The 17,193-nt window shown below is 46.2% G+C and carries 22 protein-coding genes; 8 read left to right on the top strand and 14 right to left on the bottom strand.

Features of this window, described 5'->3' with window-relative positions:
- Nucleotides 1-4 precede the first annotated feature (4 nt).
- Together AWU77_RS14810 and AWU77_RS14805 are read right to left on the bottom strand one after the other, a co-directional pair.
- Nucleotides 5-1,066 carry an MJ1255/VC2487 family glycosyltransferase gene (locus tag AWU77_RS14810; RefSeq protein WP_062064871.1) on the bottom strand — a complete coding sequence of 354 codons (1,062 nt, stop codon included), beginning with the start codon at nt 1,064-1,066 and terminating at the stop codon, nt 5-7.
- Between the two features lie 48 nt (nt 1,067-1,114).
- The gene (locus AWU77_RS14805; RefSeq protein WP_062064869.1) at nt 1,115-1,657 is read right to left on the bottom strand and encodes a phosphatase PAP2 family protein; all 543 of its coding nucleotides are present in this window, start codon (nt 1,655-1,657) and stop codon (nt 1,115-1,117) included.
- 144 nt (nt 1,658-1,801) lie between these two features.
- Between AWU77_RS14805 and AWU77_RS14800 the strand changes: the two genes are divergently transcribed.
- From AWU77_RS14800 to galK, 3 genes are all read left to right on the top strand, one after another.
- A complete protein-coding gene (locus AWU77_RS14800) occupies nt 1,802-2,173 on the top strand; it encodes a diacylglycerol kinase (RefSeq protein ID WP_062064867.1) in 372 nt (123 codons plus the stop codon).
- A 152-nt stretch (nt 2,174-2,325) separates the two neighbouring features.
- Nucleotides 2,326-3,369, top strand: a complete 1,044-nt coding sequence (locus AWU77_RS14795; RefSeq protein WP_062064864.1) for a UDP-glucose--hexose-1-phosphate uridylyltransferase — start codon at nt 2,326-2,328, stop codon at nt 3,367-3,369.
- Nucleotides 3,370-3,376: 7 nt separating this feature from the next.
- Nucleotides 3,377-4,528, top strand: coding sequence for a galactokinase (galK, locus tag AWU77_RS14790; RefSeq protein ID WP_062064862.1), 1,152 nt, complete (start codon nt 3,377-3,379; stop codon nt 4,526-4,528).
- Nucleotides 4,529-4,622: 94 nt separating this feature from the next.
- Here galK and AWU77_RS14785 read toward each other — a convergent pair whose 3' ends face one another.
- Entirely contained in the window at nt 4,623-4,826 is a 204-nt protein-coding gene (locus AWU77_RS14785) for a hypothetical protein (protein WP_062064860.1), read from the bottom strand.
- Between the two features lie 193 nt (nt 4,827-5,019).
- On the opposite strand from AWU77_RS14785, the gene AWU77_RS14780 reads away from it, so the two are divergent.
- From AWU77_RS14780 to AWU77_RS14770, 3 genes are all read left to right on the top strand, one after another.
- Nucleotides 5,020-5,340, top strand: coding sequence for a BolA family transcriptional regulator (locus AWU77_RS14780; protein ID WP_062064858.1), 321 nt, complete (start codon nt 5,020-5,022; stop codon nt 5,338-5,340).
- Between the two features lie 107 nt (nt 5,341-5,447).
- A complete protein-coding gene (locus AWU77_RS14775) occupies nt 5,448-6,455 on the top strand; it encodes a rhodanese-related sulfurtransferase (RefSeq protein WP_062064856.1) in 1,008 nt (335 codons plus the stop codon).
- A 79-nt stretch (nt 6,456-6,534) separates the two neighbouring features.
- On the top strand, nt 6,535-6,873 hold the full coding sequence (locus tag AWU77_RS14770) for a hypothetical protein (protein WP_062064854.1): 339 nt from the start codon (nt 6,535-6,537) through the stop codon (nt 6,871-6,873).
- A 101-nt stretch (nt 6,874-6,974) separates the two neighbouring features.
- On the opposite strand, the gene AWU77_RS14765 is transcribed toward AWU77_RS14770, so the two are convergent.
- The 5 genes from AWU77_RS14765 to AWU77_RS14745 form a co-directional block, all read right to left on the bottom strand.
- Nucleotides 6,975-7,493, bottom strand: coding sequence for a hypothetical protein (locus tag AWU77_RS14765; protein ID WP_062064852.1), 519 nt, complete (start codon nt 7,491-7,493; stop codon nt 6,975-6,977).
- A gap of 280 nt (nt 7,494-7,773) precedes the next feature.
- Nucleotides 7,774-8,151, bottom strand: a complete 378-nt coding sequence (locus AWU77_RS14760) for a SirB2 family protein (protein ID WP_062064850.1) — start codon at nt 8,149-8,151, stop codon at nt 7,774-7,776.
- A gap of 50 nt (nt 8,152-8,201) precedes the next feature.
- Nucleotides 8,202-8,795, bottom strand: a complete 594-nt coding sequence (locus tag AWU77_RS14755) for a DUF4202 domain-containing protein (protein WP_062065267.1) — start codon at nt 8,793-8,795, stop codon at nt 8,202-8,204.
- 34 nt (nt 8,796-8,829) lie between these two features.
- On the bottom strand, nt 8,830-9,588 hold the full coding sequence (gene fnr, locus AWU77_RS14750) for a fumarate/nitrate reduction transcriptional regulator Fnr (RefSeq protein ID WP_062064848.1): 759 nt from the start codon (nt 9,586-9,588) through the stop codon (nt 8,830-8,832).
- A 152-nt stretch (nt 9,589-9,740) separates the two neighbouring features.
- On the bottom strand, nt 9,741-13,229 hold the full coding sequence (locus AWU77_RS14745; protein ID WP_062064846.1) for an acyl-[ACP]--phospholipid O-acyltransferase: 3,489 nt from the start codon (nt 13,227-13,229) through the stop codon (nt 9,741-9,743).
- Here AWU77_RS14745 and AWU77_RS14740 point away from each other — a divergent pair.
- Nucleotides 13,215-13,424 (top strand): hypothetical protein, encoded by a 210-nt coding sequence (locus AWU77_RS14740; RefSeq protein WP_062064844.1) that lies wholly within the window; start codon nt 13,215-13,217, stop codon nt 13,422-13,424. The genes AWU77_RS14745 and AWU77_RS14740 overlap by 15 nt on opposite strands.
- A 331-nt stretch (nt 13,425-13,755) precedes the next feature.
- A complete protein-coding gene (locus tag AWU77_RS14735; protein ID WP_062064842.1) occupies nt 13,756-13,962 on the top strand; it encodes a cold-shock protein in 207 nt (68 codons plus the stop codon).
- 54 nt (nt 13,963-14,016) lie between these two features.
- On the opposite strand, the gene AWU77_RS14730 is transcribed toward AWU77_RS14735, so the two are convergent.
- From AWU77_RS14730 to AWU77_RS14715, 6 genes are all read right to left on the bottom strand, one after another.
- Complete coding sequence (locus tag AWU77_RS14730; protein WP_193747543.1) at nt 14,017-14,598, bottom strand: IS3 family transposase; 582 nt, start codon at nt 14,596-14,598, stop codon at nt 14,017-14,019.
- Nucleotides 14,595-14,750 (bottom strand): IS3 family transposase, encoded by a 156-nt coding sequence (locus AWU77_RS21035; RefSeq protein WP_375600842.1) that lies wholly within the window; start codon nt 14,748-14,750, stop codon nt 14,595-14,597. Before AWU77_RS21035 ends, AWU77_RS14730 begins: the two co-directional genes overlap by 4 nt.
- 387 nt (nt 14,751-15,137) lie before the next feature.
- Complete coding sequence (locus tag AWU77_RS20170) at nt 15,138-15,320, bottom strand: YjbQ family protein (protein WP_084618458.1); 183 nt, start codon at nt 15,318-15,320, stop codon at nt 15,138-15,140.
- Nucleotides 15,321-15,432: 112 nt separating this feature from the next.
- Nucleotides 15,433-15,852, bottom strand: a complete 420-nt coding sequence (locus AWU77_RS14725; protein ID WP_062064840.1) for a secondary thiamine-phosphate synthase enzyme YjbQ — start codon at nt 15,850-15,852, stop codon at nt 15,433-15,435.
- Nucleotides 15,830-16,228, bottom strand: coding sequence for a hypothetical protein (locus tag AWU77_RS14720; RefSeq protein WP_062064838.1), 399 nt, complete (start codon nt 16,226-16,228; stop codon nt 15,830-15,832). The genes AWU77_RS14725 and AWU77_RS14720 overlap by 23 nt, the downstream gene beginning before the upstream one ends.
- Entirely contained in the window at nt 16,215-16,946 is a 732-nt protein-coding gene (locus tag AWU77_RS14715; protein WP_152625366.1) for a hypothetical protein, read from the bottom strand. The genes AWU77_RS14720 and AWU77_RS14715 overlap by 14 nt, the downstream gene beginning before the upstream one ends.
- Nucleotides 16,947-17,193 lie beyond the last annotated feature (247 nt).

Genomic DNA, 17,193 nt, shown 5'->3' with positions numbered 1-17,193 from the left:
ATTTTTATTTAGCCAGCAATCCTGTCAACTGTGTTTCCTGCGCGATACTTTCTTTCCATAACTGCTGCTGTAAATCACTGATATTTTCACCGCCGCCATTCATTAACCAATGCACGAGTGCTTTAGCGACATCTGGGTAATGGCGCGGACCAGCTGGCGGTTTTAGTGGCAGCCATTTACTTAAGGTTGCCAGATCAAACTGTTTAGCGGCATGGCCATAACCTAATTTTTCCAGCGCTACAGCATTGGACTTTTGTTCCATTTGCCCGGCAACGGGCTGCACTAATATCTTTTTACCCAAATGAATGGCTTCGCTGGGCAGTTCAAAGCCGGCACTACAAATCACCCCTTCACATCTGTGCAAATCCATTTGAAAGCCTTCGCGGGAGAAGGGGCGAACATGGATGTGCCCTTCGTCATAAGCCGCAGGCACTGGTTGATAAATAAAAAAGTCGTAATCGGGAAATTGGCGCAGCTGCGGAACTATATCGTCCAGTCCTGCAAATGGCAGATAGACCAAATAATGTTTTGGTGTAGAGACATTAGGGTAGTGCGACGGCTCCACCAGCGGCGGCAATATTGGCTGATTAAAGTGATGCCAGTGCAATCCAATTGCTTGCGTGACAGGCGCAAAGTTATGCATGAACCAGTCGGTGATAAAGTTGCTATCGGCTTTGGGAATATCGTAAAAAAAAGCGTTTTGATGCGAGATACCAATCACTTTTTTGCCTGCACGTTTTGCTGCCCAAGCGGACACCGGTTCAAAATCATTGATAATAAAATCGTAACCTTCTACGTTAACTTTTTTGGTGTCTTGATAAAGTTGGGCGATGTTAGAGGTCAGTGCGGTTTTTACAAATAAAACCTTTCCTTTTTCGGTGGCAAAGGTAAGCCCGCGATAGCATTGGAAATCGCCAAAGGCTTCCATATCAAAAAACTTATCACGCTCCCGGCCTGAAAAAACCCAATCAACTTGTGCGCCAACATCGGCAAAGGCTTTCGCCATAATACGCGCGCGCGTCGTGTGGCCATTGCCAGTGCCTTGAACTCCGTACAATATTTTCATGCGGTCTCGCTCTTTGGTTGAATATCGAGTGGGTTAATCATCACTCTGCTAATGCAATGCAATAATTAACGAGTGCAAATAAATGCCCCAGAAGGCGCAGGCGCTACCTAGCAGTGCTCCGGCGACTAAATCTGTCGGGTAATGTACGCCGAGTAATACGCGGCTCATGCCAATCGCACTGGCCCAAATAAAACAGGGAATTGCAAATATTGGATAAAAATTAAAAATCAAACAGGCAAATAAAAAGGCAGCAGCCGTGTGCCCCGAGGGAAAACTGAATTGATCAGATGGTGTGATCCACGCTTGATAGGTAGTGATTTTTACTGCTGGGCGATCGCGCTTGATCAAGTTTTTCAAGAGCAAATATAAGCTGACATCAAAAATATAGGCGATAATACCGGCCCAGAAAAAATGTGTGCCCGCAACAGGTTCGAGGGCCAATAAACAGAGGGCAACAATTAAATAGAATGGGCCATCGCCGGTCTGCGAAATGAATTTGACGGAGCGACGATACTGAAAGCCTTTAGTCACATGAACCCACAAAAAGGCGAGGGTATCCAAGTGATGGACGCGCTGTAAAAAAGTGTTCATGATTCACCGCCGTTGCTAAATAGTTGCAGATGAAATCGCACAGGCAATCTAATTTTTGCTTGCGCCATCTATTAGTAACATTGCTGTGTGACTATTGTGTGACCATGTAATTAATCTGTAGTGACAACCCAGTGGAGACAATGAATGAGTAAGCCAGGCAAAACCGGTATCGCGCGCGTAATAGATGCGTTTGGTTATTCGATGAAAGGGTTTGCTGCCAGCTGGAGGTACGAGGCTGCCTTTCGGCAGGAGGTGGGGTTAGCGGTTGTTTTGATTCCTACGGCGTTTTGGCTTGCGCAAACTCACATAGAGTTGATTTTATTAATTAGTAGTGTGTTTTGGGTATTGATGGCTGAGTTGGCCAACTCCTCAGTTGAGGCGGTAGTGGATCGCACAGGCTCTGAGCGCCATGAGCTATCCGGGCGCGCTAAGGATATAGGTTCAGCGCTGGTTTTTATGAGTTTGGTGTTGCTGGCTATTGTGTGGGGAATTATCGCGTTTAATCGCTTTGGTTGATTTGAGTGCTAGTGGTTCCCATGAAAGCCCCGCAAAACATGCGGGGCTTTTTCTTTTGGGTAAAACTGCGCGCTGATTGCAGAGCATCTCTGTTTAGGGTAAATTACACCAATCGGTTAATTATCATATTTATATGCCCTATAAGAAATGCTATGAAAGAAGAATTTTCAGTAAACGAACACCCTCATCGCCGCTATAACCCGCTCTCGGGTGAGTGGCTATTGATTTCCCCTCATCGTACCAAGCGCCCCTGGCAGGGGCAGCAAGAACAGAATCAATGGCCGGAAAGTCCGCCCCATGACCCTGCTTGTTATCTCTGTGCGGGAAATGCGCGCGCAGGAGGGGAGGTTAATCCCCTTTATAAGACCACATTTGTATTTACCAATGATTTTGCCGCTTTAATGCCCGCGGTGCCTGATGCACCCCTTAGCCGTGATTCGCTGTTTCAAATTCAGGCGGAGCATGGCACGAGCAGGGTGATTTGTTTTTCTGCCGATCACAGCAAAACCTTACCGCTGCTGAATGATGAGGAGATGAGCGCGGTTATTAAGACTTGGATGGTGGAAGCTGCAGATCTCGGTAAAAGCTATGCCAGTGTGCAGATTTTTGAGAATAAAGGTGCGGTGATGGGCTGCTCAAATCCTCATCCCCATGGTCAAATTTGGGCGCAATCGCAATTGCCTACGCTGGTTAGTAAAGAGGATCAACAGCAGCGCGTCTATCTTGATCAACATGCAATTCCTCTGCTATTGGACTATGCGCTGAAAGAGTCCGCCAATGGTGAGCGGGTGGTAGTCGAGAACGATGATTGGCTCGTGGTGGTGCCATTTTGGGCGGCTTGGCCTTATGAAACCCTTCTGTTGCCCAAGCATAAGCTCGCGCGTATCACGCAACTCAGTGCTGCTCAACAGCTAAGTCTCAGTAGCATATTGCGTGATATCGCCGCCCGCTACGACAACCTGTTTGAGTGCTCATTCCCCTATTCAATGGGATGGCACGGTGCACCCTTTACGGCTGATGACACAGCGCATTGGCAGTTGCACGCACACTTTTATCCGCCGCTATTGCGCAGTGCCAGTGTACGTAAGTTTATGGTGGGGTATGAAATGTTGGCTGAAACCCAGCGCGACCTATCTCCTGAGCAAGCCGCAGAACGTTTGCGTCAACAAAGCCCTATTCATTTTAGACTGAGGTAAGACGAGCATGAAGACTCTCTCCAATGCTCGTGTGAGCGAATTATTTGAACACTATTTTGCCGTGGCGCCAGTGGCGGTAGTCAAGGCACCGGGTCGGGTGAACTTGATTGGTGAGCACACTGATTACAATGGCGGTTTTGTCTTGCCTGCGGCAATCAATTATCACACCTATATTGCGTTCGCACCGCGCGCTGACCGCAGCCTGCGATTAGTCGCGTACAACTTTGATAATGAGTTAGTCACTGTTGACCTTGATGTAGATCAGGTTGATGACAGGAATGCCTCATGGGCTAATTATGTGCGCGGTGTAGTGCAAGAAATGCGCACTCAGGGTTTTGCTCTTGCTGGTGGTGATTTATACATCGCCGGTGATCTGCATTCAGGCGCTGGTTTAAGTAGTTCGGCATCGCTTGAAATGGCGTTGATTCGCGCGCTGACAGCGCTTAGTGGCGAGCAAGTTGATCCTACACAGGCCGCCTTGATGGGGCAGGCTGCAGAAAACAATTTTGTTGGTTGTAACTGCGGGATTATGGATCAGTTGATTTCAGCACGCGGCCAAGAGCATGCGGCATTGCTGATTGATTGTCAGGAGCTCACTGCTCGAGCAGTGCCGGTTCCAGCAGATTGGGAAATTCTCATAGTGCACAGCGGTGTGAAACGCGGCTTGGTTGATAGTGAATACAACCAGCGTCGCCAACAGTGCGAACAAGCGGCCGCTTATTTTGGCCAAACTTCACTGCGCGGAGTTGCGTTGGAACAATTACTGGCGGCCGAAGGCCAGTTGGATGAGTTGAGTTTTCGCCGTGCGCGCCATGTGCTCACTGAAAATCAGCGTACGCTGGCAGCGGCAAACGCGCTTGCCGAAGGCAATCTGGCGGGGTTGATTAAAGTGATGGCAGAGTCTCATGCTTCCATGCGCGATGATTTTAATATCACGGTTTCGGCAATTGATACATTGGTGAATATTCTTGCTGATGCCGGTGAGGGCAAAGCGGGTGCGCGTATGACCGGTGGTGGCTTTGGTGGCTGTGTTGTCGCTATGGCGCCAGCGACGGTGATTCCACAATTAGTTGCTGCTGTTGAACTCTATTATCAAGCGAAAACGGGCTGTGAGCCTACGCTGATCCGCGCCAAGGCTAGTGCAGGAGCCTTCGCCTAATTCTCTTATCCCATTCGGGGCGCTGCTAGCCGCGCCCCGATGTCTCTATTTCGTTTTTTCAGGGCGCAGTAAGCGGCGCTCCTGCCTATATAAATCAATGCTGCGTTTTGCCTGCGGTATCTGCATCACTTAAAAACGCCAGATAGTCATCTACCACACTGCGCTCTTCTGTCCGCCGGTCGGTAGATTTGCGGCGTTTACGGTGATAGAGGTCTAGCGGCATATTTTTGCAGGGGTCGCGATCCAAGCGGCGATCATTGCCTTTGCGGCGGTCGAAAAAAAACTTGTGCTCATTCATAGTCGATACTTCTTCTTTCGGGCTGATTATCGTTATAACCTTGAATTTAACTGTTCACTGGTTGCGCCAAGTCAACACAGTGTAGATCTTTGTCGCTAAAATGCGGCAAGTTTTTTTGCATAAACAGATTTGATTGGATAGTAATTGTCTATCCCTCTGTGATGCTGTTGTTGCCTGCGGAAAGGTTGAAGCTATGAATCCTGTTGAAAGTCGAATCCATACCAAGTTGAGTGCCAATTTTCAGCCTGTGCATCTGGATGTTATTAATGAGAGCTACATGCATTCGGTGCCACCTGGCTCCGAAACTCACTTCAAGGTGGTCTTGGCGTCTGCCGCATTTGCTGGAAAGCGACAAGTCCAGCGCCATCAAGCTATCTACGCCTGTTTGGCAGAGGAGTTGCAGTCCGGTGTTCATGCGCTGGCTTTACACACTTTTAGCCCAGAGGAGTGGCTGGCGAACAGTGAGGTTCCGGAATCTCCCCAGTGTTTGGGGGGGAGTAAACATGACCAATAATAAATGCTGGTTGTGCAAAAACTAAACGCCTATAATGCGCGCCCTGCGCCATATTGCTGCCTTTGAATACCTATATCTGATTATTGTTAACCCGTTAAGTGATGTTTATGAGCCAAATTGTCGTCGCCGCCCTGTATAAATTCGTTAAATTACCCGATTACGAACTTCTGGTTCCGCGCCTGAAAGATCTTTGTGATCAATTGGGTATCAAGGGAACCTTGCTGTTAGCGGAGGAGGGTATTAACGGTACCGTTTCTGGTTCGCGCGAGGGAATTGATCGCTTGGTTGCTTTTTTAGATGCTGATGGCCGCTTTAATAATTTAAGTTACAAAGAATCTTTTTATGACGAGCAGCCGTTTTATCGGATGAAGGTCAAGCTCAAAAAAGAAATCGTCACTATGGGCGTCAACGGCATAGATCCACAGCAGATTGTGGGCACCTATGTTAAGCCTCGTGATTGGAATGCGTTGATTAGCGATCCCGATGTGTTAGTGGTTGATACACGCAACTCTTATGAATATGAAATAGGTACTTTTGAGCGTGCAATAGACCCGAAAACTGAAACCTTCCGTGAGTTTCCGGCTTATGTTGCAGAAAACCTTGATCCTACCAAACACAAAAAAGTGGCCATGTTCTGCACCGGCGGTATTCGCTGTGAAAAATCCACGGCCTACTTAAAAGAGCAGGGGTTTGAAGAGGTGTACCACCTTGAAGGTGGCATATTGAAGTATTTGGAAGAAGTGCCGGAAGAAGAAAGCCTGTGGCGCGGTGAGTGTTTTGTGTTCGATAACCGTGTAGCGGTCAATCATAAATTAGAAAAGGGTGTTTACGACCAATGCCACGGTTGCCGTTATCCGATCACTGAAGATGATAAAAAATCAGAGCATTATATGCTGGGGGTTTGCTGTCCACGCTGCTTCGATAAGTTGACCCCAGAGCAAACGACTCGTTTTGCCGAGCGACAAAAACAAATCGAATTGGCCAAGCAGCGCAATCAAGCCCACATTGGTGTGCTGCCACCAGAGCGTCAACTGCGTCGGGCGCAAAAGCTTGAGCACCGCGAAGAGCAGCGTCGCTTGTCGTTGGCTGCCGGTGGTGATAGGTCTAATCGCTAACAAATAGTCTTTAGCTATTTTGTCACACAATTAGTTTATGTTTTAATGCCGTTTCCGTTAATAAACATCTGTGGTATCTATGAATTTTGACGATTGGACAGCTGATATGGCTGCAGGCACGGCAACTCATGCCAGTGGATTTGCTATTCGTATTGAAGGTAATCCAAAAGATCCGTCCGAGGTTTATCCAGGCAAGTTTCCCGAAGGAATGAGCTTTGTCGATCAGGCGCGCTTATTGCGTTCAGGGTTGGAGTTTTTAGCCAAGTCTGGTGGCAATGCGCTTAAATCTTGGCAGTCCAGTCCGGCGCAGGATGCAAAATCTGAAGCTATTAAAGCCCGTGAAGAGCTGGCAAAACGGTTTGCCGATCGGCCTGATAAGCCCCAGCGATCAGTGCTTTCACTGAAAAAGAACTCCTGAGCCTATGTGGGTAGTTGAGGCACCATAAAAAAACCGGCGTAATTCGCCGGTTTTTTTATGGTCGCTAGGGCTAAAGTCTCGTTGCTACTACTTAGCTGTTGTTAGAGAAGCCCACGTCTTTGTAATTCAAGATAGTGTGCATCAATCAACTTGAAAAGCTCATCAAATTTGGTCGCGGCTGGTGCGATAACCATCTCCAAACTTTCAATGTCGGATTTAGGGCGGCGCATGATCTTATGCAGTTCTTCTGCTGTACCAGTCATGGCGGCCATTATTTTGTCTGTTGTCTCTTTGTCGCGGAAAATGCGGCCTTGCTCGGTTAGGTCTAAGTAATTATCGCACTCTTGCAGCCAATCTTTGCGCTGTAAAATGAAGTTGCGGATATTCTTGGCGCCGCCACGATGTGCAGTAGGCAGTTGTTTGTCGCGATAACTCTGCAGGCTTCTACGACCTTGCATTAAAAAATCCAGACCGGTTGATTTGCAATATTTGGCATTTAAGTAACTGGCAAACTTCACGTTATTGGCAGTTTCTGCCTTGGTGCGCTTGCAGGTTTCATCGCAACTGAAACCGAATTGCGATAGTGATAACAGGGCGATGATCAAGAGGATTTTTTTCATAGGGGCTCACCGATTATTAAAGTTATATGAAAGCTGAACAACTGGACTGTGATATAAATCACTTTTAAAGGCGCGTCAAGTATTGTAAATAAAATAGGGCTTGGATATAGCCATTAGTATTAAGACTAGGGCGTCACTGCGAAAATGCAAACATGAATTGAATTTTTTGATTCATCAGGAATAGGGTAATAATAATGAGGAAGCTAAGAGAGGCAGCGGCGAAAGATAATAAAAAAAGGCAGCGTTTGGCTGCCTCTCATCATAAGAACTGATTTTCGGGTTAGCTAAAAAAGCCCAGCGGATTTTTGCTAATAGCCACGCTGACAATATAAGCAAATACAATTAGCGCGCTTATCCAGAGTGCTTTACTTGCGCTTGGATTTGGTACTTTAAATGCTGCCACACCCAGGCCAATGTAGACGATTAAACCAATGATTTTTGCCATTAACCAAGGTTGGCTGCCGGGTGACATACTCAGGTGTACTGCTAATACTATGCCGCTAACCAATAAAATTGTACTGATGATATGTGGCAGTATTTTTACCCACTTTTTACTTAGCATGTTGGAATTCATAAATAACCACAGTCCGCGCACAACAAATGCCAGTAGTGATAAGGCCACAAAAGTAAGATGAAGGTGTTTAAGTGTTAAGTACATGAGATTTTCCTTTTATCGATTTTGAGTGTTGAGGGCGTTTATCAATGTGTTTACTCTGTTGCTAGCGCTTTGCCAACAAGTGCAAGCATAGCGTCGGATAGCGGTAGCTTTAGTGCGGCTGCATGGCCTTTATCAGACATTTTGTTCCAGGTTTTACGAATAATATCGATGAGTTTTTCTTCGTCATGTTTACTGGCAAAATCTTCTAAATAAAATTCAATAAATACCAGGCAGATAACATCTTCCAGCGCTTGTACTTCATCGTCGCGTTTTAAACTGCGCTTCAACAGCAGATCTTTCACTCGTTCAATTATGCTTGTGTCGTAACCTTCTTGCGCCATGATTTCACCGGCGATTTCACCGTGCAGCTGCGCCAGATCCAAGCGCCACTTTTTATAACCGCTGCGATCCATGGGGTAATCACTGCGAGGGCTTTTCCAGCGGCAAATATGTTGGCTGCGCGCGGCGAGTTGCAGCGCTTCCGATGGTGCCTCACAAAAACGATGCAGTTGCGCGCTCATGCGCTGTGCATAAATCCATTCTTTAGCAACGGCTTTGCCATCGACTATCTCGGTATTGGGGTCTTGTAAATTGGCGGCATCAAATGCGGCAAGAGTTTTTTCTAAACGACTTTGGTTGGTCATTGGCGGTTGCTCGGTAGTAGTTGCTCGTTCTGTTTTAGTGGTCAGCTTCGCCATTGGCGATACTGCGCAGCTTATCCATTTCATTAATTACAATTTCTTTTTTATCCACTGTAATCACATCTTGTTTTTGCAAGCGAGTGAAAATGCGACTGACTGTCTCTATCGTCAGGCCCAGATAATTACCTATGTCGGTGCGTGACATGGGTAAGCGAAACGCATTGGCGGATAATTGACGACGGCTATTGCGGCTAGAGATGCTTAAGAGTAATGCGGCAATTCGCTCTTCTGCGCTACTTTTGCTGAGTAGAGTAATGACCTGTTGATCCTGAGTGATTTCGCGGCTCATTAATTGAAAGAAATGCCGCTGCAGATTAGGAATCTGCAAGCTTAACTCTTCCATACGATTAAACGGTATTTCGCACACAGATGCTGTCTCAAGTGCAATAACGGAATTGGTATAGCGATTGTCGCCAATGCCATCCATACCCACAACTTCACCGGGCAAATAGAAGCCGGTAACTTGTTCTTCGCCATTATCGCTAATGGTCATGGCTTTCACGGCGCCAGAGCGGATCGCGTAAACTGAATCAAACGGATCATTTGCGCGATACAGATAATCGCCTTTTTGCAGGGGCTTGCCACGCTGAATGATGCTGTTGAGCCGATCTATATCGTCAATATGTAAGCTAATGGGCAAGCAGATAGTATTTAATCTGCAGTTGCCGCAGTTGACCTTTTTGTCGTGCGGGCAACTGGAATCTTGGGATTTTACGATTGTGTTATTGATGGTCATAGTGCAGAAACCTCAAGGGGTCGTTATCCCTCAAGTGGATTGGGTGGGGGATAGTTAGATAAAGCGATTGTTGCAGCTTTGCCGAGAGGGGTAAATAGTTGATTTACATCAAGGGTATGCACAGTGGCTGTGCGCGCACCCTTGATGAAAGATTAGTCAGCCAAAGCGAGTGATGACACGTTCTCTGTTTGACTCCACTCCTTCGCCATGGCTTTCGCCAAACTAAAATCCGTTTTACCCGAGCCAAGCAGCGGCATGGCTTCTACCAGCATCCAATCGCTGGGAATAGCGAGTGCGTTTAAGCCCTGTTTTAACACCTCGGTGCGAATTTCATCTTTTGCCACGTCGGCATTGGCGATGGCGATTAGGCGCTCGCCTTTTTTCGCATCCTCAATGGCCACTACAATGATATCGATCGCATCGTTGTTGATCGCTTTTTTCAAGGCGCTTTCTACCAGCGTTAAACTCACCATCTCGCCGCCAATTTTGGCAAAACGCGAATAGCGATCCTGAATGAATAGGAAACCATCCTGATCAATAACACCTTTATCACCTGTCACATACCAGCGCATATCCTGTATTTCTTTAATGGCGCTGGCGGTTTTTTCCGGATTATTTAAATAGCCCACCATCACTTGCGCACCGCCAATTAAAATCATGCCCGCTTCACCGGTGGGCAGCTCTTGAAATGTCACAGGGTCAACAATCATGCAGCTGGAGCCGGGCAGGGGCATGCCCACTGAGCCAGGGCGATTACCCGCTTGCACCTGCCAGTACTGGGTATCCATTTTATCGGGCAGGTTAACGCTGGCCACCGGCGTGGTTTCAGTTGCACCATAACCTTCGTAAATCGGCAAATTAAATTTCAGATTAAAGGCCGTGCGTACTTCCTCTTGCAATTTTTCTGCGCCAGCAACAACAAGCCTTAAGCTCTCTAACATCAGTGGATGAATTTTGTGGTTGCGGCAATACAAACGCAGGAAGGTAGAAGTGCCGAATAAAACCGTTACGCGGTTTTGCGCTATAGCTTTAGCACTGCCTAACGCATCGGTTGGGTCGGCGTGGCACACCATGGGTACCGCTTCCAGCAGCGGCATAAACTGGGTTACCGTTAAACCAAATGCATGGAATAGCGGCAAGTTGGCCATTACCACATCTTTTTCTTCCACATTTAATACATCGGTAATTTGTTTAACATTGGCGATAATATTTTTGTGGCTGATCTGCACCCCTTTAGGAATTCCCTCGCTACCGCTGGAGAATAAAATCACGGCTATGTCATCTGCATTCTGCTTGCGTGCCCAAAGTGCTTTTAATGCAAATGCGGGCAGAATTTTAATTAATAGCAGGCGTGCAATTTTTTCAGTGGTAGAAATGTTGCCGGCAAAATCTTCCATGGCAATTACATTCACGCCTTGCAATAAACTGTTTGCGGGAATGCCTTTGTCTTCCAGTTTTTTCAAAAAGCGCGCCGAGGTAAATACGGTGTTGATACTTGCCTGCGCGAGTGCCGATGCAAACGCGCCTTGGCTTGCGGTGTAATTTAAATTGATCAGAGTTTTGCCGGTTAGTACAACGGCGAGGTTGGTGAGTACACCCGCTGCGCTAGTTGGTAGCAGTACACCAATATTTTGATCGGGCAATTTTGCAATGCGGCTGGCGATAGCGCTGGCGCCTGCCAATGCGCGGTGCGCGCTCAGCTCGGTGCCCATGGTGTCGATTATCGCAAGTTGGTTGCCCATTTTTTTTGCGGCGTCAATCCAGCAGCGGCCAATGGTATCCAAACCGTCTACATATTCTTGCCAAGAGTGAATGGATAAATCCAATACGCGGCGTTTGAGCACATCGGCTTTAGTTTCTTTGGGCAAGGATTTGCCAAATGCGACGATCAAATCGCGTTTCAATAGTGGGCGATTTTTATTTTTCAAATGGGCAGATGAACGGGAAAATTGACTGCCCCACAAACCGCGTAAATAGAAAGGCACGATCACCACCTCGTCATTCGCTTTTTCACAGGCGCGCTCGTAACCGCGGCGAAATTCACCCAAGTGACCGGTGCGACTAATAGCGCCTTCAGGAAATAAACAAACGACTTCGCCATTATTTAAACTCTCGGCAACTGTATCCAATGCATTGCGGCTCTGCGCACCGGACTCGATTGGAATACAGCCAAACAAATCGAAAAACCATTTTAAATACCAGCGCTGGTAAATCGCCCGCAGCATCACAAAGCGAACCGGGCGCGGGCTGGCAAGTTGCAATACCGCCCAGTCAATCCAACTGACGTGGTTGCCCAACAGTAATACACCGCCTTTGGCTGGAATATTTTTCATGCCTTGCACCAGCACGCGGTAGCGTTGCGAAACAATTCGCGAGAAAACAAAGCGCACCAGACTTTGTGGCAGCTCATAAATGGTGTAGCAACAACCAATCAGGGTAATAACGGCAATCATTTCCAGCAGGGTTTTACTGCTAAATCCAACATAGGAAAATCCAACGGTCACGCCGAGAAAAACCAGCATCACCACATTTTGTACCCAGTTATTTGCAGCGAGGGTGCGGCCTAATTCATGTTCGCCCGCGTGGAATTGAATCATTGCATTGAGTGGCACGGTAAAGACACCGCCACTGAAACCGATAAATAAAAATGCAATCACAAACGCGCTGTAGGAATGCAAGTGCGGTAAACACAACAGTCCTAATGCAAAGCCCAATGCGCCTAAGGGCAGCAGCCCGGTTTCAATATAATTGCGGGAAAAACGCCCGGCGATAATTGAACCCAGCGCGATACCAATGCCACTACAGGCAAGAATGCCTTGCACAATCATCGCGTTGTCCATGTGTAATTCTTCTTTAATAAACGCGGGGAAAGCAGCGAGCATCACTTGGCCAACACCCCAAAAAATGGCGAGGCCGACAACCGATAAACGAATCACCCGGCGGCGCATAACCGGCGCCATATCCTCGGCAAATAATTTTCCGGTTAAATAAGCTTTGGTGGAAAAACGGGCAGTAGTTTGCGGCGCGGCTTGTTCCGGCAGGCGATGAATCATTATCACTTCGATAACGGCGCTGAGCACCAATAACCAGCCAAGTGGGGCAATGGCTTGAATAGCTTGCTTCTCTGAACTGGCGCCTGCGGGATAAAACATTTCAAAGAAAATGGAAAACACTGCAATGCCAGCCAGAATCGCGATCATCGACAGTGCACCCACTGCGCCATTTGCCTGTGCAAGGCGCTCTTTGCCGAATAATTCTTTGATGTAGCCAAACTTGGCGGGTGAATAAATCGCAGCTTGTGCAGCGAGTAAAAGTGTCATGCCAAAGGCAGCCCAAAACCAGCCGAGATAATAGAAGGTGGTAATTAACAAAGTCAGCGCTAGAGCAAACCAAGCCATGGCGCGCATCACGCGGGTTTTGCGCATCACATCGGATAAAAATCCAGCGGGGCTAAGCAGGAGGATAAACGGCAGTAGCATCATCGCATTGACTATCGCGGTGAGAAAAATTTGCTCGTTGCCATCGTAAAGTTTAAATACGGTGTTTTGCACCACGATCTTATGGCCAAGATCGACAAATGCATTAAGAAATACCGCGATAAAAAAGGGGATTGCCCCAATGACCTTATGAACCTGTTGCATGGATTGCTTCCTTTACCTGTTATTGGTGGGGTCAGTCTGCCCGAGCGCATTCTAAACGCAACTGAACCGGTAATGGTGTACACAGGCGGTACTTATAGTCGCATTTTGCGCAACTTGGCAGATGGTAGCGGAGTGGTGCGGATAAAAAAGGGCTGGCAAACCAGCCCGAAGGAGATTAACCGGCAACCCGGTTAAGTGAAAGATGAGGGAGCTTGAGGTGATCGAATGAACCCATCTTATCGGGCTGTAGCCATTTGCGGGAGTGACAAATTGCCGCACATTCAATCGCTTATTGCCAGAAAACGCGAATAAACCGCCACAATAAAGCCTTTACATCAAGAAAAGCTGGGAATATATTTAATCAGCTGGTCTGTTCGCAGCGATATTTATGGTAAGTCACCTCGTTGTTCTAGCAGTACATCTATTAGCACCACGTTTTGTTCTTCATAAGTAGCATCTGAATCCGCCAGCATAGCTCCACCTTGGGGTATTCATTTTTTATTGATAAAGAACATCGAGGTTTATTATGGCTAGAAGTACTGGTACCGTTAAATGGTTCAACGAATCCAAAGGTTTTGGTTTTATTGCAAGTGAAGCGGGTCAAGATGTATTCGTTCACTACAGCGCTATCAGCGGTGCGGGTTTTAAAACTCTGGCTGAAGGCCAAAAAGTAGAGTTCGACGTTAAGCCAGGTCAAAAAGGCCCCCAAGCTGAAAACGTTGTAGGCCTGTAATCTGGTCGTAGTAAACATGAATTGCACCCCAAAAGTTGGACACAACCGGCGGGGTTAATGAGAGGACTGAATTCGGTATTGCACCGGGCTCAGTCCTTTTAGTTTCAGCTTAATTCGGTCGTGGTTGTAATACCGCAAATAGGCTTTCAACTTTTTTATAAAACACGTTACGGACTCAAATCGTTGGCGATGGAAAAACTCTGTTTTCAGCACACCAAAAAAGTTTTCCATCAATGCATTATCAAGACAGTTTCCTTTCCTCGACATACTTTGCTCCAAACCATGCGCACATAGTGTTCGCCTGAACGCCGGCATTTGGTAGTGCCATCCCTGATCGCTATGAAGCAGCGGTCTCTGTGTTGGTTTGAATCGCTTCAATGCATTCTTCAGCATAGTGCCCACCAGATCGTAGGTCGCACGCGTCTGGATCTGATACGCAATCACCTCGCTGTTATACAAATCAAGCACGGGTGACAGATACACCTTCTCGCCATTCACTTTGAATTCGGTGATGTCAGTCACCCACTTCTCGCCCGGCGCAGGGGTACTGAACTCACGTGCCAGTCGATTGGGCGCTATCTTGCCAACGGCGCCCCGATAAGATTTATAGCGCTTGGGACGGACAATCGATTTCAAACCCAACTGTGCATCAGTCGTTGCACGGTTTTGTGATTAATCAGATTTTCCCGTTTTCTCAGTGTCACTGCGATGCGCCTATATCCATTGCGCCCCTTGTGTCGCTCATAAAACTGCCTGATCAACTGTTTGATGCTGTGATATTTGTCCACCACCGCCGATTGGCTATTCCAGTAGTAAAAAACACTGCGCGGCAATTGCGCGATGCGGGTTAAATCACCGAGCCGAGAATGAAGCCTTAATCCTCTGACGGCCTTTGCTTTGACGTTTGCGCCAAGGTTTCTTCCTGGATTAAGGTATCCAACTTTTTAAATAGGCGTTCTCCGCTTGCAAGTATTCAATCTGACGCAGCAACTCCTTGGGCGTAAGTTCAGCCCAGGGTTTGTTGGCTATCTTGTCGGGATAGATAAGTGTTGATGACGTCCAGCTTAAAATATTTGGAGTATTTAGACATAAGAACTACACCTTACTCAGTTGGACGGAGTGTTCAACTGAGTAAGGTGCAGTTCAAATTTTCGGGGTTTTTATTGTGTTAAAAATTAATACACATCGCCTTGTAATGTCACTACTAACGTGCGGTTACCACCGTGATTGCGGTGCTCACACAAATAGATCCCTTGCCAAATTCCCATATTTAATCTCCCATCGCTAACGGGAATGTTGAGGCTTGCACCCAGAATGCTGGCTTTTAAATGTGCTGGTAAATCGTTGTTACGGGTGATTAACTAGGCATATGGACACGCAGAAGCCTTTATATATGCAGAATCATTGTATTCCTGCGTGTCCATGTCCCAATCAAAAATATGGCCAAATATATTGCATTTGTACATGTCGTTATTCGCCGTTTATAGTAAGTACAATTGTTCTTCCGCCCCCATAATTTCTGTGCTCGCACAAATAGATCCCTTGCCAAATTCCCATATTGAGTCTCCCGTTAGTTATGGGGATCGAATGACTTGAGCCCAAAATGCTACTTTTAATATGGCTTGGCAGATCATCTGACCCTTCGTCAAGGTGGCGATAATAGGGCTCATCTTCAGGCACAAACTTATTGAAATAACTTTCAAAATCTTGACGAACGGTTGGGTCAGCATTTTCATTAATGGTCAATGAAGCTGATGTGTGCTTAATAAAAACGTTTAGCAACCCAACTGAGACCTCCTTCAGTTCGGGGAGCTGGCTTAGAATTTCATCGGTAATAAGGTGAAACCCTCGAGCGCGAGGTTTTAGTTTAATTTCTTTTTGAATCCACATTTTGCTTGCCCTTGAAAATTGGCGTTACATTGGAAATCTGCTTAAGTCGCTTCTCCAGCTGATCCAGGCGCTCTAACAACATAATTTCCCGGTTAAGCGATTGATGATAAAGCTCTCGATAGCTTTCCTTTTTTGATTTTTCATTTTCGAGTTGAATTTTAGCATTAGGTTTTTTTCTAATGTTGACTGCATGTGCAGATTTAATAGCTTCAATTAATGCCGAAAATGTGTTGCGAGATTTCTTGATAGAGCCTCTACTGCGTCCTGCCTCCAGAGCAACGCTATCGTTATTGATTGGCGTTCCTTTTGGAAGTCGAAGAGGTGCATTATTAATCAATCGGTCTAGGGCGTCCCAGTACTCATCAATTGCTGTCATGTGATTTATCCTTGTCAATAAACTTCACTTTATATGCAATTAATGCATTTAGTTCTGCTAGTTCAGATCTATATTCAATACTATCTGGGTCGCGAGCCTTTAAATCTTCAACAAATTCCTTCTGATAATTTATGGTATTTTCAATATTTTTTGGTTTTATGACTGCTCGCTCGCAACTTAAGCAACCAGAAATTTCCCGCATCGCTCTTTTTAAGCATGGACTCAAAGCTGTGCATGCCCCTAAAGCAGTTTCCTTATAGCTTATCTCACCATATAAAAATTGTTTTCTAAGATCATTTCTATTTTGTTGTGAGTAAATTTCTATGTCATTAGCAGCAATATTTTTTTCAACAAATTTACCATGACATCCATATAGTGAGTCATCAGATAATGCCACTTGGTCTAGATAGGCTATTGTATCGGCATCCGGTTTTGTTTTTTGAAGTAATGTACAAATATGACCGCCCTCGGAAAAGTCGTCTTCTGGTAGGCTAGACTGGCAATAATATACAGTCATTTCTCTATTCAAATGTTTTAGTTGTTTTTTTAGTGTTGGTAATGAAACGAGCGCAGATTGTGAAATGTAATATGCAAGAGATCGCCTTAGCTGGTGGGTTGTAAACCGCCATTTTTCACCAACTTTAAATTCCGGGGACTCACTCCATGCCTTGAACGAATCTATTTTATAAAGAAATTTAAGATCTTCTTCGCTAATCATAAAATTACTGGAGTATAAATACTCATAACATTCTTGCGATTTCATTCCTGAGGAATTAATTTTTATGTTTTCAATATCTATATTCTTTGTGGCGGTTAGTCCCAAATATCCAGCGGATATAAATAGAGGTGTATCCTTCGTTGTGATACCTGCATAAATTCCAATTCTTTTTGCAATGGTGTTTACGATTTGATAAGCATTGCTTACTTCCTTTGATCCCTACCGCGAATATCGGACACCTTAGAAA

The sequence above is a fragment of the Cellvibrio sp. OA-2007 genome (assembly GCF_000953825.1).
Lineage (GTDB): Bacteria > Pseudomonadota > Gammaproteobacteria > Pseudomonadales > Cellvibrionaceae > Cellvibrio.
The sequence above is the reverse complement of the archived record's forward strand: the minus strand, read 5'-3'. Positions and strand labels throughout refer to the sequence as shown.